The 13,701-nt window shown below is 68.3% G+C and carries 13 protein-coding genes; 6 read left to right on the forward strand and 7 right to left on the reverse strand.

What is annotated here, in order from left to right; all coding sequences use genetic code 11:
* Positions 1-73: 73 nt before the first annotated feature.
* The gene (locus tag NJ1_RS33325) at positions 74-1,348 is read right to left on the reverse strand and encodes an MFS transporter (protein ID WP_084479120.1); all 1,275 of its coding nucleotides are present in this window, start codon (positions 1,346-1,348) and stop codon (positions 74-76) included.
* A 93-nt stretch (positions 1,349-1,441) separates the two neighbouring features.
* Between NJ1_RS33325 and NJ1_RS33330 the strand changes: the two genes are divergently transcribed.
* Complete coding sequence (locus NJ1_RS33330; protein ID WP_067702774.1) at positions 1,442-1,756, forward strand: ArsR/SmtB family transcription factor; 315 nt, start codon at positions 1,442-1,444, stop codon at positions 1,754-1,756.
* Between the two features lie 39 nt (positions 1,757-1,795).
* Positions 1,796-2,362, forward strand: a complete 567-nt coding sequence (locus NJ1_RS33335; protein ID WP_067702777.1) for a GNAT family N-acetyltransferase — start codon at positions 1,796-1,798, stop codon at positions 2,360-2,362.
* Positions 2,363-2,618: 256 nt separating this feature from the next.
* Here NJ1_RS33335 and NJ1_RS33340 read toward each other — a convergent pair whose 3' ends face one another.
* Positions 2,619-4,394, reverse strand: a complete 1,776-nt coding sequence (locus NJ1_RS33340) for a VWA domain-containing protein (RefSeq protein WP_067702780.1) — start codon at positions 4,392-4,394, stop codon at positions 2,619-2,621.
* A gap of 273 nt (positions 4,395-4,667) precedes the next feature.
* On the opposite strand from NJ1_RS33340, the gene NJ1_RS33345 reads away from it, so the two are divergent.
* From NJ1_RS33345 to NJ1_RS38520, 3 genes are read left to right on the forward strand one after another with little or no spacing between them, the layout of a single operon-like run.
* A complete protein-coding gene (locus tag NJ1_RS33345; RefSeq protein ID WP_067702783.1) occupies positions 4,668-5,153 on the forward strand; it encodes a methylated-DNA--[protein]-cysteine S-methyltransferase in 486 nt (161 codons plus the stop codon).
* On the forward strand, positions 5,143-5,913 hold the full coding sequence (locus NJ1_RS33350; protein ID WP_084479111.1) for a 2OG-Fe(II) oxygenase: 771 nt from the start codon (positions 5,143-5,145) through the stop codon (positions 5,911-5,913). The genes NJ1_RS33345 and NJ1_RS33350 overlap by 11 nt, the downstream gene beginning before the upstream one ends.
* A gap of 6 nt (positions 5,914-5,919) precedes the next feature.
* On the forward strand, positions 5,920-6,180 hold the full coding sequence (locus NJ1_RS38520) for an Ada metal-binding domain-containing protein (RefSeq protein ID WP_084479112.1): 261 nt from the start codon (positions 5,920-5,922) through the stop codon (positions 6,178-6,180).
* A gap of 308 nt (positions 6,181-6,488) precedes the next feature.
* Here NJ1_RS38520 and NJ1_RS33355 read toward each other — a convergent pair whose 3' ends face one another.
* The 4 genes from NJ1_RS33355 to NJ1_RS33370 all read right to left on the reverse strand — a co-directional run bounded on the left by NJ1_RS33355 (position 6,489) and on the right by NJ1_RS33370 (position 12,017).
* A complete protein-coding gene (locus NJ1_RS33355) occupies positions 6,489-7,808 on the reverse strand; it encodes a M16 family metallopeptidase (RefSeq protein WP_067702853.1) in 1,320 nt (439 codons plus the stop codon).
* A gap of 137 nt (positions 7,809-7,945) precedes the next feature.
* Complete coding sequence (locus NJ1_RS33360) at positions 7,946-10,207, reverse strand: polyribonucleotide nucleotidyltransferase (protein ID WP_067702786.1); 2,262 nt, start codon at positions 10,205-10,207, stop codon at positions 7,946-7,948.
* Between the two features lie 421 nt (positions 10,208-10,628).
* The gene (gene rpsO / locus NJ1_RS33365; protein ID WP_067702789.1) at positions 10,629-10,898 is read right to left on the reverse strand and encodes a 30S ribosomal protein S15; all 270 of its coding nucleotides are present in this window, start codon (positions 10,896-10,898) and stop codon (positions 10,629-10,631) included.
* A 162-nt stretch (positions 10,899-11,060) separates the two neighbouring features.
* Positions 11,061-12,017, reverse strand: coding sequence for a bifunctional riboflavin kinase/FAD synthetase (locus tag NJ1_RS33370; protein ID WP_067702792.1), 957 nt, complete (start codon positions 12,015-12,017; stop codon positions 11,061-11,063).
* A gap of 133 nt (positions 12,018-12,150) precedes the next feature.
* Here NJ1_RS33370 and NJ1_RS33375 point away from each other — a divergent pair, with 133 nt between their 5' ends.
* On the forward strand, positions 12,151-12,927 hold the full coding sequence (locus NJ1_RS33375) for a metal-dependent transcriptional regulator (protein ID WP_084479114.1): 777 nt from the start codon (positions 12,151-12,153) through the stop codon (positions 12,925-12,927).
* Between the two features lie 29 nt (positions 12,928-12,956).
* Here NJ1_RS33375 and NJ1_RS33380 read toward each other — a convergent pair whose 3' ends face one another.
* Entirely contained in the window at positions 12,957-13,691 is a 735-nt protein-coding gene (locus NJ1_RS33380; protein WP_067702795.1) for an SDR family oxidoreductase, read from the reverse strand.
* Between the last annotated feature and the right edge of the window lie 10 nt (positions 13,692-13,701).

Here is a 13,701-nt window from a genome sequence, read left to right on the forward strand (position 1 = left end):
GGACAGGGTTTTTCGCCCGGGAACGACGAATCCGCCCGACGGTCGCGGACCATCGGGCGGACATCGTAGGCGATCAGCGCGTCGCTGTCCGCACCGCGGTGGTCTCCACGGCCACGGCGTCCGAGCCGACGGGTCCGGCCACCCGCACCGCGGCGCTGTTGCGGACGCCGAGCCCCGCCGCACCCAGGCAGGCCAGCGCGACCACGGCCACGAACCACGGGAACACGGTGCTCAGACCCCAGGTGGTCGCGGCCCAGCCCGCGATCACGGTCGGCAGCGCCATGGCCGAGTAGGCCAGCAGGTAGTAGGCGGACATGGTCTCGCCTCGCTTGTGTTGCGGCACAACATTGGACAGGTGCCGCAGCGAACCGCCGAACCCGAGGCCGAAGGTGCCGCCGAGCGCGAAACCGGCCGCCAGCACCAGCACCCAGTTGTGGGTGTTCAGGGCCGGGATCGTCAGCACCAGCGCGATCGCCATGCCGACATCGCCGATGACGGCCGCCCGGCGCGCCGGAATGCCACCGGCGAAGAACTGCACGATCGCACCCGCCAGCGCGGTCGAGGCCACCACGGCTCCGCCGAACACCAGATTGTGGATGCCGGTCTCGGCCGAGGCCAGCGACGGGTACAGCGACAGCAGCACGCCCAGCACCGACCAGGCCGCCATCACACCCAGCGCGGAGAACCAGAAGTCACTGCGGATCTCCTGCGGCACAGCCGGTTTGGCGATCCGGATCCGAGTCGCGGTGCGTGCGGCGTGCGGCTCCCGCAACAGCAGCACACCGGCCGCGATCAGCAGGCAGACCAGGGTGATCGCCACGTACGGGGTGCGCAGCGGGTGCGGCGCGTACTGCGCGAGCAGTGCCGAGCCCAGAATCGCCACGGCCATACCGACATTGAAGGCGACGCCGGACAGCTGCCCGGACCGCGCGCCGTGCTGCGGGCGCAGATCCAGCAGCGCGGCCGCACCGGCCACCACGGTGGCGCCGACCGCCAGACCGTGCAGGGCGCGCGCCAGCAGCAGCATGGCGACATTGTCGGCGAGCAGGAAGACCACGAGGCCGACGATCATGAGCGCGAACGCGCCGAGCAGCACCGGCTTGCGGCCGACCGAGTCGGAGATGCGGCCGGAGACCAGGACCGCGACCAGCGCGGCGATGGCGTACACGGCGAAGACGAAGGTGGTGGTGAGCGGCGAGAAGTTCCAGGACTGCTGGTAGAGCCCGTAGAGCGGAGCGGGTGCACCCGACACGCCGAGCGCTACGCCGCTGGCGGCGAGTATCAGGGCGTACGCCCAGGTCTGGGTACCGTGCTCGGCTCGGGTCGCCACGGCGGTTGGCGCTGCCATCGAAGCCTCCATCAGGTAAGTTTGATACTGATCGAACCTGACCCTACTCCAGGTTCGATGATCGTCAAACCAGTAATGGGAGTGAGGAAACTCATGCCAGATGCCGATGCGCACCCGCCGGTGGCCCCGCTGCCCGCGGTGCTCGGTGCGCTGCAGGACCCGGTCCGGCTGGAAATGATCCGCCGACTCGGCAATGCCGGGACCGCCGTACGCTGCACCGCCCTCTACGAAACCGTCGGAAAGTCCACGGCCGCGCACCACTTCAAGATCCTGCGCGAGGCCGGACTGACCGAACGCGTCACCGTGGAGGGCAACACCTGGCAGCGCCTGCGCGCCGACGATATCGAGGCCGCGCTGCCCGGACTGCTCGATGCCGTGCTCGACGCCGCCAATCGATCACGTAAATGAACAGGCCACTCGGGCCGCGCACGCGCTACCGTGAAAGTCATGCGTATTCGTGCCGCCCGGCCCGACGACCTGCCCATCCTGCAAGGGATCGAGAATGCGACGGGTGAACCTTTCCGCGACATCGGCATGATCGAGATCGCCGACGATGCCCCACCCTCGCTCGAAGTCCTCGAGGAACATCGGCGCGACGGCCGCGCCTGGGTCGCGGTCGACGATTCCGATACCCCGGTCGCCTACCTGATCAGCGAAGTGGTCGACGATACCGAGCACATCGCCCAGGTGTCGGTGCATCCCGCGGTCGCCCGGCGGGGCATCGGCCGCGACCTGATCGACCATCTCAGCGAACACGCGCGGGCCACGGGACTACCCGCGCTGACGCTCACCACCTTCACCGAAGTGCCCTGGAACGCACCGTATTACGCGCGCCTGGGCTTCCGCGTGATCGAGGACGATGAGCTGACCCCCGGACTCACCAAGATCCGGGCCCGCGAGGCGGAGTTCGGCCTGGATCGGTGGCCGCGCACGGTCATGCGGCTGGATCTGACACCCGCGCCCGCGCACCGGGCGCCCGCGCCGCAGACGGGCCACGGCGTCACCCTCCGATAATCGAGCGCCGGGGACCCGGCCTCCCCTCCGAGCCGGGTCCCCGCACGGTTTTTCGTGCCGGGCACGCGTCCCGTAGCTTTTTCGTGCCGGACAAGCGTCCCGTCCTTTCCTCGGGCGGGCACGAGTAGCCGGCCACTCGTTTCGCCCGCGACGAGCCCGGCAGCGTCGGACACACCGGCTCGGCAGCGATCGCGCGAGATCCCTGTCGGTGCGAGGGTGGGGTCGGCCGAGTACGGTCCGGTGGCGTCGGGGGATGTCAGCGCAGGATCCCCGCTCGCGTCGCGTCGTCGATCCAGGACGGGAACTCCGAGAGCAGGCGGTCGTACAGCTCCGCGTCGGTGATTCGGTCGATGTCGTCGACCGCGAAGAATCCGACATTGTCGACGCGACGGCCCGCCATGGTGTCCAGCTGTTCGAGCACGCCGTATCCGTTCTTCGAGCCCAGTCCGACGAACTGCCAGAAGATCGGCTCATCCACCGCCGCCCGCAGTTCGCGCTCGATCTCCTGGTTCTTGTAGACGCCGCCGTCGGAGAAGAACAGCACGATGGTCGGCACTCGCTGCGGTGTGGCGCGCACGTACTCGCGCACCTGCGCGATCACCTTCTGCTCCTCGTTCTGAATCCCGATCTGGCGCATATCGATCTGCCCCGGCTGCAATCCGCGCGCCCGGCCCGGAAGCAGCTTCATCTGCCCGCACCGCACGTGCAGCGAAATCCACTGCGGCAGTTGCGCAATGGTCAGATCCGGCAGCCGACCCGGATTGCTCGCGAACGTCCACGCCTGCATGGCCCCGTTGTCGTCGAGCTGCGCCGCGACCGCCGCCATTCGTTCGACCACCCGATGCACCACCTGCTTCTCGTACAGCATCGTCATCGACCCCGAGGCATCCAGCACCAGCACGACTCGCGCCGTCAACCCCTGCACCCCGTGCTTGGCCAAACTGACCGCGACCTGCTCCTTGCGCAGCGACAACCGCTTGCGCACATCCACCGGCAGCTGCTCTTCCCCCTTGGTCAATCGAACGCCGGGCTGCCCACCCCGCGGACCGGCCCCGCCCGGCGCCGCCGACCCGGGCGGTGCCAGCCCAGCCAGATCCGAGGGGCTCGGCATGTGTGGCAGCCGCGGCTGTGGTGCCTGGGGCTGACCACCGAATTGCGGCGGCGGGGGTGGCTGCTGCTGACCGTGCTGTGAGTAGTACGGCTCGCCGTGCTGAGGCTGACCGTACTGCGGAGGCTGCTGACCGTACGGCGGCAGCGGCGGCTGACCATGCTGCGGCAGCGGCGGCTGACCATGCTGCGGCAGCGGCGGCTGGCCATGCTGCGGCTGTGAGGGCTGGCCGTACTGCGGCTGCGTGTGCGTGGGTTGCGACTGTCCGTACTGCGGTGACTGCGGTGACTGTCCGTATTGCGGCTGTGGCGGCTGGCCGTACTGCGGGTAGGACTCCGCCGGGGGCGAAGGCCGAGGAGATGGTGACGGCTGGGCCGGTCGAGGAGCTTGTGCGCCCTGCGCCGGGGCGGGCGCGTCGTCCACGGTGATCCCGAAATCCGTTGCAAGACCGGCCAATCCACTGGACCATCCCTGACCCACGGCCCGGAATTTCCATCCGCCGGCGCGCCGATACAACTCGCCGCACAGCATCGCGGTCTCCGCGCCCGCGGCGATATCGAATCGCGCGATCTCGGCCCCACCGCCGTCCAGTATTCGCAGGTTCAACCCCGGCACCTGCCCGAAGGTGCCCCCATCGGCCGACGCGCACAACGCGATTCGGTCGATATCCCCTTCCACCCCGGCGAGATTCACCTCGAGGCCGTCGACCGACCCCTGCTTGCCCGAGTACCGCACCGCCCCACTGGCATGCCCCGGTTGGTTGTAGAACACGAAGTCCGCGTCCGACCGCACCTTCCCCGAGGCCGTCAGCAACAACGCCGACGCATCCAGATCCGGGATGCCCGGCCCACCGGTCCACCCCAGCACAGCACGAACAGCGGCCGCAGCCACGGGGACATTGGCCCCCTTGCTCAAACTCGTCACCCCCGAGAGTCTGCCCGCATTTCGCACGGCGCGACACAGATACGGGCGAGGGCGAGCACACCGTTCACCGATGCCGGGACCACGTGCGGCCGGGCGCCGCCACCGCAGCCCGCACTCGATGAACCAGCGCCGGATTCTTCACGGATGCACCGGGAGCAGCGAGAACACCTCCGGCCGGGCCCCGAACGACGTGTCTGATTTCCGCCGGTATCGAACTCCGGGCTGCGGCAGATTGGGTAGCAGCACACGAGAGCACAGCGAAAGGATTCTCGAATGAGTGTGTACACCACGATCGACAGCCCGGTCGGTGAACTGCTGCTGGTGGGTGAATCCGAGGGCGCGAGCACCGTTCTCACCGCCGTGGTCATGTCCGGCCAGAAGCACTTCGCGGTCCGCGACGGATGGACCGAGGACGCGGTCGCGTTCACCGACCACATCGCGCAGTTGCGCGGCTATTTCGCCGGTGAGATCACCACCTTCGACATCGACACCGCCGCTCGCGGCAGCGAATTCCAGCAGCGGGTGTGGCAGGCCCTGGACGAGATCCCGTACGGCACCACGGTCACCTACGGCCAGATCGCGGCCCGCATCGGCGCGCCCCGGGCGGCGGTCCGCGCGGTGGGTGCGGCCATCGGTCTCAATCCCCTGCTGATCATCCGCCCCTGCCACCGCGTCATCGGCGCGAACGGCTCCCTGACCGGCTACGCGGGCGGCCTGCCGCGCAAGCAGCAGCTCCTGGAGCTCGAACATGCCGCGTGAGTCCGCAACCCTCCTGTCCGGCACCGGGTTTCACAGCGCCGCCCCGGCTGCCGGACAGGCCGTCTCCGCCCTGGTAGCCGGGCAGGACTGGGCCGCGCTGGTCGCCGACCTCGACGAGCACGGCCACGCCGTGACCGGACCCCTGCTCACCCCGGAGCGGTGCCGCGAGCTGGCCGAGCTCTACGACCGGCCGAATCTGTTCCGCACCACGGTGAACATGGCCCGCCACCGCTTCGGCTCGGGCGAATACCGCTACTTCACTCACGACCTCCCCGACGCCGTGCGCGAACTGCGAGCCGCCTTCTACCCGACGCTGCTACCCATTGCCCGGGAGTGGGCCGAACGCCTGGGCCGCCCCGGCACCTGGCCCGACCACCTCGACGAGTGGATCGCACGCTGCCACCAGGCAGGCCAGAGCAAATCCGCGCAGATCCTGCTCCGCTACGGTCCCGGCGACTGGAATGCCCTGCACCGAGACCTGTTCGGCGACATGATTTTTCCCCTGCAGGTCGTCATCGGCCTGGATGTTCCCGGCACCGATTACACCGGCGGCGAATTCCTCATGCTCGAACAGCGCCCGCGAGCCCAGTCCCGAGGCGCCGCCCGCCTCCTGCCCCAGGGCCACGGCTTGATCTTCACCACCCGCGACCGCCCCGTCCGCGGTGCCCGAGGCTGGTCCGCCGCCCCGATGCGCCACGGCGTCAGCACCGTCCGCTCCGGCCACCGCCGCACCCTCGGCCTGGTCTTCCACGACGCCTGAGGCTCGATGTACACCCTGCTGGGCCCGGACGGAAACCCTTACCGCAGTGCGACTCCCGGCGCCCTCGGCGGCCACCGCCGCCTGAGGATCTACGGCCGCCTCGACTGCCCCACGGCCCTGCGCGCCCTCCCCCGAGGCCCGTACGCCACCCACCGAGTCTTCTTCCCCGACGAATCCACCGCGATCGCAGCGGGTTACCGCCCCTGCGCCGCCTGCCTCCGGTCGACATACCTGGCGTGGAAAGCAACCCGGCCGACGCCTGACTGACGCAGTCGAACCGGGTGCCGACCTCCGCACATCGGTATCGGTGGATTCCTGTCTGCTCGACGGGCCGGGTTCCACGTCGAACACAGCATCGTCATGAAACCGGACGGAACCTGCCGGCGCGGTCGCTGACAGACCCTCGTCCGCAATCACCGTCGCCGAGACGTTCATCCACTCGTGCCCGCCGTCCGGTCACCCGTTCAGTCCGCCGGATCACCACAGCGGAGCCTGTCCCGGAACGCACTTCACCGGCGCCCCGCCGCATCCCAGGGGATGCCGTGTGGCGGAGACGCCGGTGAGAGCAGGTGCTGTCAGTCGACCAGGCGGCGAACCGCGACCGGAAGGTCTCGGGTGCGGCGGTAGGGGCCCGCCACCGCCACCGCGTAGGGACGGGACAGCAGTTTCGCGGCGATCCTGGAGACTTCGTCGGTGGTCACCTCGTCGATGCGGGCGAGGGTTTCCGACACGCTGCGGTGGTTGCCGTAGCTGAGTTCGCTGCGGCCGATGCGGTTCATGCGGGACCCGGAGTCCTCCAGGCCCAGCACCAGACCGCCGCGCAGGGAACCCTTGGCGCGAGCGCATTCGGCATCGGTGATGCCGTCGGCCGCAACCTCTTCCAGGACGCCTCGGGCCAGACTCGCCACCGTGCCCAGGTTTTCGGGCTGGCAACCGAGGTAGACCGAGAACGCTCCGGTGTCGGCGAAGGTGTCGACGCTGGAGTACACCGAGTAGGCGAGGCCGCGTTCCTCCCGGATCCGTTGGAACAGACGGGAACTGAGTCCGCCGCCCAGGACGGTGTTGAGAATCGAGAGCGGCCAGCGCCGGTGCCCCTCGTGCCGTCCGAACGCGCGGGTGCCGAACACCAGGTGCGCCTGCTCGCTGTCGCGGTACATCCGCTGCAGCTCGGGGGCCACCCGCGGACGGAACGTGCCCTCACGACGGGGAGCGGGCTCCAGTCCGGGCTTCAGATGCGGAGCGAACGCGCGGTGCACCAGCTCGACCGTGTGCTCGTGCTCGATATTGCCGGCCACCGCGACCACCATGCGCTCGGGGCGATACCGGCGCTGATGGAACGAGCGCAGCTGCGCCGCCTGCATATCCTCGATGGTCTCGATGCTGCCGATCACCGGACGCCCGATCGGGTGATCCCCGAACAGCGCGCTCAGGAACGCGTCGCCGACCATGTCCTCGGGATCGTCGTCGCGCATCGAGATCTCCTCGAGCACCACCTGACGCTCCACGGCGACATCCTCCGCGCGGCACAGACCGTTGAGCACAACATCGGTCACCAGATCCACCGCCATGGGCAGATCCTCGTCGATGACATGGGCGTAGTAGCAGGTCTGCTCCTTGGCGGTGAACGCGTTCAGCTCGCCGCCGACCGCATCCATGGCCTCGGCGATATCCAGCGCGGAACGCGTGGGCGTCGCCTTGAACAGCAGATGCTCGAGGAAGTGCGCGGCTCCGGCCACCGTCGGGCCCTCATCGCGCGACCCGACCCCGACCCACACGCCGATCGACGCGGACCGCACTCCCGGCACATGCTCGGTCACGACTCGTAGTCCGCCGGGCAGCACCGTACGGCGCACACCCGGATCGGTGAGCGCCGAATCGCCTTGGGCCAGAACCAGAGAAGAAGCCCCCTGCTCCGCATCGCGAAGCAAGGGGGACACGCTATGTTCGGCGCGCGCGGAGCCCTGGGTTACCGAGGCTTCCGCCTCCGGGCTTGACGCGCGCGCCGCCTTCTTTTTCGTCACACAGACAGTTTCTACTCGGCGCCGGCCTCGACCGCAGTGGGGACCTCGGAGATTTCCGAGTCCTCTTCCACGGGGACCAGCGAGATCTTGCCGCGGTTGTCGATGTCGGCGATCTCGACGCGCAGCTTGTCACCCACGTTCACCACATCCTCGACCTTGGCGACGCGCTTGCCGTTGCCCAGCTTCGAGATGTGGACCAGTCCGTCGCGGCCGGGGAGCAGGGAGACGAACGCGCCGAAGGCGGTGGTCTTGACGACCGTGCCCAGGAAGCGCTCGCCGACCTTCGGCAGCTGCGGGTTGGCGATGGCGTTGATCATGTCGATCGCCGCCTGCGCCGCCGGACCGTTGGTGGCTCCGACGTAGACCGTGCCGTCGTCCTCGATGGAGATGTTGGCGCCGGTCTCCTCCGTGATCTGGTTGATGACCTTGCCCTTGGGCCCGATCACCTCGCCGATCTTGTCCACCGGGATCTTGATCGCGGTGACGCGCGGGGCGTAGGGGCTCATCTCGTCCGGCGAGGCGATGGCCTCGGCCATCACGTCCAGGATGGTGAGGCGAGCGTCCTTGGCCTGGTTCAGCGCACCGGCCAGCACCTGGGAGGGGATGCCGTCGAGCTTGGTGTCCAGCTGCAGCGCGGTCACGAAGTCCGGGGTACCGGCGACCTTGAAGTCCATATCGCCGAAGGCATCCTCGGCGCCCAGGATGTCGGTCAGCGCGACGTAGCGGACCTCGTCCTCGCCCTTGTCGTTCTTGACCGTGTCCGACACCAGGCCCATGGCGATACCGGCGACGGGGGCCTTGAGCGGCACACCGGCGTTCAGCAGCGACAGGGTCGAGGCGCAGACCGAGCCCATCGAGGTGGAACCGTTGGAGGACAACGCTTCCGACACCTGACGGATGGCGTACGGGAACTCCTCCTGCGGCGGCAGCACCGGCATCAGGGCACGCTCGGCGAGCGCGCCGTGGCCGATCTCGCGGCGCTTGGGCGAGCCCACGCGACCGGTCTCACCGGTGGAGTACGGCGGGAAGTTGTAGTGGTGCATGTAGCGCTTGGAGGTCTCCGGGCCGAGCGAGTCGACCTGCTGCGCCATCTTCACCATGTCCAGGGTGGTGACGCCCAGGATCTGGGTCTCGCCACGCTCGAACAGCGCCGAACCGTGGGCGCGCGGGATGATCGCGACCTCGGCCGAGAGCGCGCGGATGTCGGCCAGACCGCGACCGTCGATGCGGAAGCTGTCGGTCAGGATGCGCTGGCGCACAAGCTTCTTGGTGACCGAGCGGAACGCCGCGCCGATCTCCTTCTCGCGACCCTCGAAGGTCTCCGACAGGCTCGACAGCACGGCGAGCTTGATCTCGTCGATCTTGTCCTCGCGCTCGTGCTTGCCCGCGATGGACAGCGCCTCGTTCAGCTCCGACTTGGCGGTGCCGAGCACGGCCTCGAACACGTCGGACTGGTACGGCAGGAAGACCGGGAACTCACCGGTGGGCTTGGCGGCCAGCGCGGCCAGGTCCGACTGCGCCTTGCACAGGCGGGCGATGAACGGCTTGGCGGCCTCGAGGCCCTGTGCCACAACGGCTTCGGTGGGCGCCTGCGCGCCGTCCTCGATGAGGGAGAACACGTGGGCGGGGGCCTCGGCCTCGACCATCATGATCGCGACGTCGCCACCGACCACGCGGCCCGCGACGACCATGTCGAACACGGCGCCTTCGAGCTGCTCGACGGTCGGGAACGCGACCCACTGGCCCTCGATCAGCGCGACGCGCACGCCGCCGACCGGACCGGAGAAGGGCAGGCCGGCGATCTGGGTGGACGCCGAGGCCGCGTTGATCGCGACCACGTCGTACAGATCCTGGGGATCGAGGGACATGATCGTCACGACGACCTGGATCTCGTTGCGCAGACCGTCGACGAACGACGGGCGCAGCGGACGGTCGATCAGACGGCAGGTCAGGATCGCGTCGGTGGAGGGACGGCCCTCACGACGGAAGAACGAGCCGGGGATGCGACCCGCGGCGTACATGCGCTCCTCGACGTCCACCGTCAGCGGGAAGAAGTCGAAGTGATCCTTGGGCTGCTTGGAGGCCGTGGTGGCCGAGAGCAGCATGGTCTCGTCATCGAGGTAGGCGACCACGGAGCCCGCGGCCTGCTGGGCCAGACGGCCGGTCTCGAAACGGATGGTGCGAGTTCCGTAGCTGCCGTTGTCGATCAGCGCGACGGACTCGAAAACGCCGGGTTCAACCTCGACGGCGGAGCTGGTTACTGTGTCGGTCATTTTTCTTTTCTCAACCTCTCGTCTTCGCCGGATGCAGCGCGAACCTCTTTTTGCGCGCGATCCGGCAGTAGTTTTCCCTCTTCAGGGGTTCGCCATACCCTGCGTGGACACGCAGCGACCCTCCTGGCCACCACGCGCACACCCGGTCCGATTCCCCTTGGAATCGACGACGCGGAGGCGGTCATCGATCGAAGCCCTCCGGCACCCGCCGAAAAGCCACTACCGAAGACCGACGCCACGCGCCGGATGCATACGGCTCGTGCGTTGGTGTGCACGCGACCCGAGCACCCACATGAGGGAACCTCGGCCACATGCACGAAAGGCCAACGAGGAGATTCTATGCCTCCCCGTTGACCGGTTCGTCAACTACCTCAGGTAGCCGTGTGTGTCGCCGGTGAACCGGCGACGCTGGTCACTGAAATCAGCGACGCAGGCCCAGACGCTCGATGAGCGAGCGGTACCGGTTGATGTCGTTGGCCTGCAGGTACTTCGAGAGCCGACGACGACGACCGATCAGGGCGAGCAGACCGTGGCGCGTGTGGTGGTCGTGCTTGTGCACCTTGAGGTGCTCGGTGAGATCGGCGATCCGCTTGGACAGCATCGCGATCTGAGCCTCCGGAGAACCGGTGTCGGTCGGGTGCAGACCGTACTCGGCCAGAATGGCCGACTTCTGCTCGGTGGTCAGTGCCACAGAATTCACTCCTGATATTTCAGTCCGCGCTCGGAATCCCGGCTGTGTGCGAAACCAACCCGGCTGGGCGCTGCCGCGAACCACAGCAAACCCGACGAGCCAGAGTACCGGACCGCTGAACAGGACCGTCAATCGGGATGGCGGCGCTCAGCGACCGGCGGATCATTCCTCGACGGACTGTGCGCTGAGCACCTTGCGGGCTTCCTCGACATCGTGCCCGATCGCCTCGACCAGTTCGTCGATCGACTCGAACTTGCGCATGCCGCGCAACTGCTCCACGAAATCCACCGCGACGCGCTTCTCGTAGAGATCACCCTCGAAATCGAGCAGATGCGGCTCGACCGTGCGGGCGCGGCCGTCCTCGAAGGTGGGGTTGGTGCCGATCGAGATGGCCGCGGGGCGGCGCTGATGATCGTCGCCGTCCAGGACGGTGAACCATCCCGCGTAGACGCCGTCGGCCGGAATCGCCGAATGCATGGCGGGCGCCACGTTGGCGGTCGGGTATCCAAGGCCGCGACCGCGGCCGTCACCGTGCACCACCACGCCCTCGACGCGATGCGGACGGCCCAGCGCCTCGGCGGCCGCGGACACGTCCCCTGCGGCCAGGCAGGAGCGAATGTAGGTCGAGGAGAAGGTGACCGCGTGCTCGCCGAGCAGCTGCACCCCGTCCACGTCGAAGCCGAAGCGCGCACCGAGTTCGCGCATCGTGTCCACGGTCCCGGCGGCCTGCTTGCCGAAGGTGAAGTTGTCCCCCACCACCACCTCGGACACGTGCAGCCTGTTCACCAGCAGTTCCTCGACGTACTGCTCGGGCGTGAGCTTCATGAAGTCGCGGGTGAAGGGCATGACCAGGAAGACGTCGATACCGAGTTCCTCGGCCAGCTCCGCGCGCCGATGCATGGTCGAGAGCTGCGCCGGATGCGAACCGGGCCGCACCACCTCGACCGGATGCGGGTCGAAGGTCATGAGCACCGACGGAACGCCGCGCACCGCAGCGGATTTCACCGCACGGCTGATGAGCTGGGCGTGACCGCGATGCACGCCGTCGAAAACCCCGATCGTGAGCACACACCGGCCCCACTCCGCGGGCATCTCATCGAGACTTCGCCATCTCTGCACACCGGAAGCCTACGCAAAGCGCGTCACAGACAATATTCGGCGGTCCGGAACTTCACGGGACGAAGCATGGTAGTCACCCCGTGTTCACCGGGCTCTACCAGCAGGCGTGCCGATATGTGAAACCGGACGAGGTATGCCTAAGCTCGAGTATGTGCCCGGAAAACGAGACATCGCCACCCGTCGCGAGCAGGCAGATGGACGCCGCGAGCAGGCCGATGGAACAGTCGCGACCGTGGTGAGCGTCGCGCCCGAGCTGTCCTCGGTCGCCCAGGACTATCTCAAGGTGATCTGGACCGCGCAGGAGTGGTCGCAGGAGAAGGTGTCGACCAAGCTGCTCGCCGAACGCATCGGCGTGTCGGCGTCCACCGTTTCCGAGGCCGTGCGCAAGCTCGCCGATCAGGGCCTTGTCGAGCACGCCCGATACGGGGCCATCACCCTCACCGAGGAGGGCCGCCGCGCCGCCGTGGCCATGGTGCGCCGGCATCGGCTGATCGAGACCTTCCTGGTGAACGAACTCGGCTACGGCTGGGACGAGGTCCACGACGAGGCCGAGGTGCTCGAACACGCCGTCTCGGAAACCCTGATGGCCCGCATAGACGCCAAACTCGGCCACCCCGACCGGGATCCGCACGGCGACCCGATCCCCTCGCCCGACGGCGCGGTGCCGACTCCGCCCGCCCGCCAGCTCAGCGACTTCGACGCGGGCGAATCGGGCCGGGTCGCGCGCATCTCCGATTCGGATCCGGCGATGCTGCGCTACTTCGACTCCCTCGGCATCGCCCTGGACACCCCGATCGCGGTGGTCGAGCGCCGCGATTTCGCGGGCACCATCGCGGTGCTCGTGGACGACGAGCGCACCATCGACCTGGGCAGCATCGCCGCGGAAGCTATCTGGTTGAGCGAGGGCTGAGCAGCGTCCCGGCACAGACCGGGGCCGAGTCAGACCAGGCGGTGCCCACCGTCGACGTGCAGCACGGCGCCGGTGATGAATCTGTTCCGCAGCAGCGAGAGCACCGCCGCCGCAACGTCTTCCGGTTGACCGAGCCGCCCGGCGGGCAACCGCTCCGCCATGGCACGCAACCGCTCGTCCTTGTCGTTCCAGGCGAGCTTGTCCCAGATCTTGGTCTCCACCCAACCGGGTGACACCACGTTCACCCGCGTCGGCCCGAGTTCGATCGCGAGGGCACGGGCCAGCCCCTCCAGCGCCGCGTTCACCGCCGCCACCATCGCACCGCCCACCGACGGCCGATATGCGGCGATTCCCGAAGTGAGAGTGAATGATCCACCCGACCTGATCCGCGCGTGCTTGGCCAGCAGCATGGATCCGACCAGCTTGGTCTCGACGAACCCGCGTCCGTGCGCGAAGTCGAAATCCCGAACCGGGCCGTAGGCGCCCGTCGGATCTGCCGCGGTGGTGATCACGTGATCGACCACCCCGGACTCGTCGAAAATGCGCGCAACCTGCGCCTCGTCACTGATATCCGCCGCGATCGCGGTCACCCTTCCATCGCCGAGTTCGCGCACCGCGTCGGCGAGCCGCTCTTGCGACCGCCCCACGACGATCACCTCGCTGCCCGCCGCCAGCAGCGCGTCCGCGATGGCCAGCCCCATGCCCGAACCGCCGCCGATGACGACCGCGCGCCCGAGTTCCTCGTCGAAACCGTTGTGTGTCATGCCTTTCAGC

The organism is Nocardia jejuensis NBRC 103114 (genome assembly GCF_001613145.1).
In the GTDB taxonomy this organism is placed as follows: Bacteria; Actinomycetota; Actinomycetes; order Mycobacteriales; family Mycobacteriaceae; genus Nocardia; species Nocardia jejuensis.

Coding starts and splice junctions, on each gene's coding strand:
- NJ1_RS33325 (WP_084479120.1), bottom strand. CDS start 1,348: ATGGCAGCGCCAACCGCCGTGGCGACCCGAGCCGAGCACGGTACCCAG.
- NJ1_RS33330 (WP_067702774.1), top strand. CDS start 1,442: ATGCCAGATGCCGATGCGCACCCGCCGGTGGCCCCGCTGCCCGCGGTG.
- NJ1_RS33335 (WP_067702777.1), top strand. CDS start 1,796: ATGCGTATTCGTGCCGCCCGGCCCGACGACCTGCCCATCCTGCAAGGG.
- NJ1_RS33345 (WP_067702783.1), top strand. CDS start 4,668: ATGAGTGTGTACACCACGATCGACAGCCCGGTCGGTGAACTGCTGCTG.
- NJ1_RS33350 (WP_084479111.1), top strand. CDS start 5,143: ATGCCGCGTGAGTCCGCAACCCTCCTGTCCGGCACCGGGTTTCACAGC.
- NJ1_RS38520 (WP_084479112.1), top strand. CDS start 5,920: ATGTACACCCTGCTGGGCCCGGACGGAAACCCTTACCGCAGTGCGACT.
- NJ1_RS33360 (WP_067702786.1), bottom strand. CDS start 10,207: ATGACCGACACAGTAACCAGCTCCGCCGTCGAGGTTGAACCCGGCGTT.
- NJ1_RS33375 (WP_084479114.1), top strand. CDS start 12,151: ATGCCTAAGCTCGAGTATGTGCCCGGAAAACGAGACATCGCCACCCGT.
- NJ1_RS33380 (WP_067702795.1), bottom strand. CDS start 13,691: ATGACACACAACGGTTTCGACGAGGAACTCGGGCGCGCGGTCGTCATC.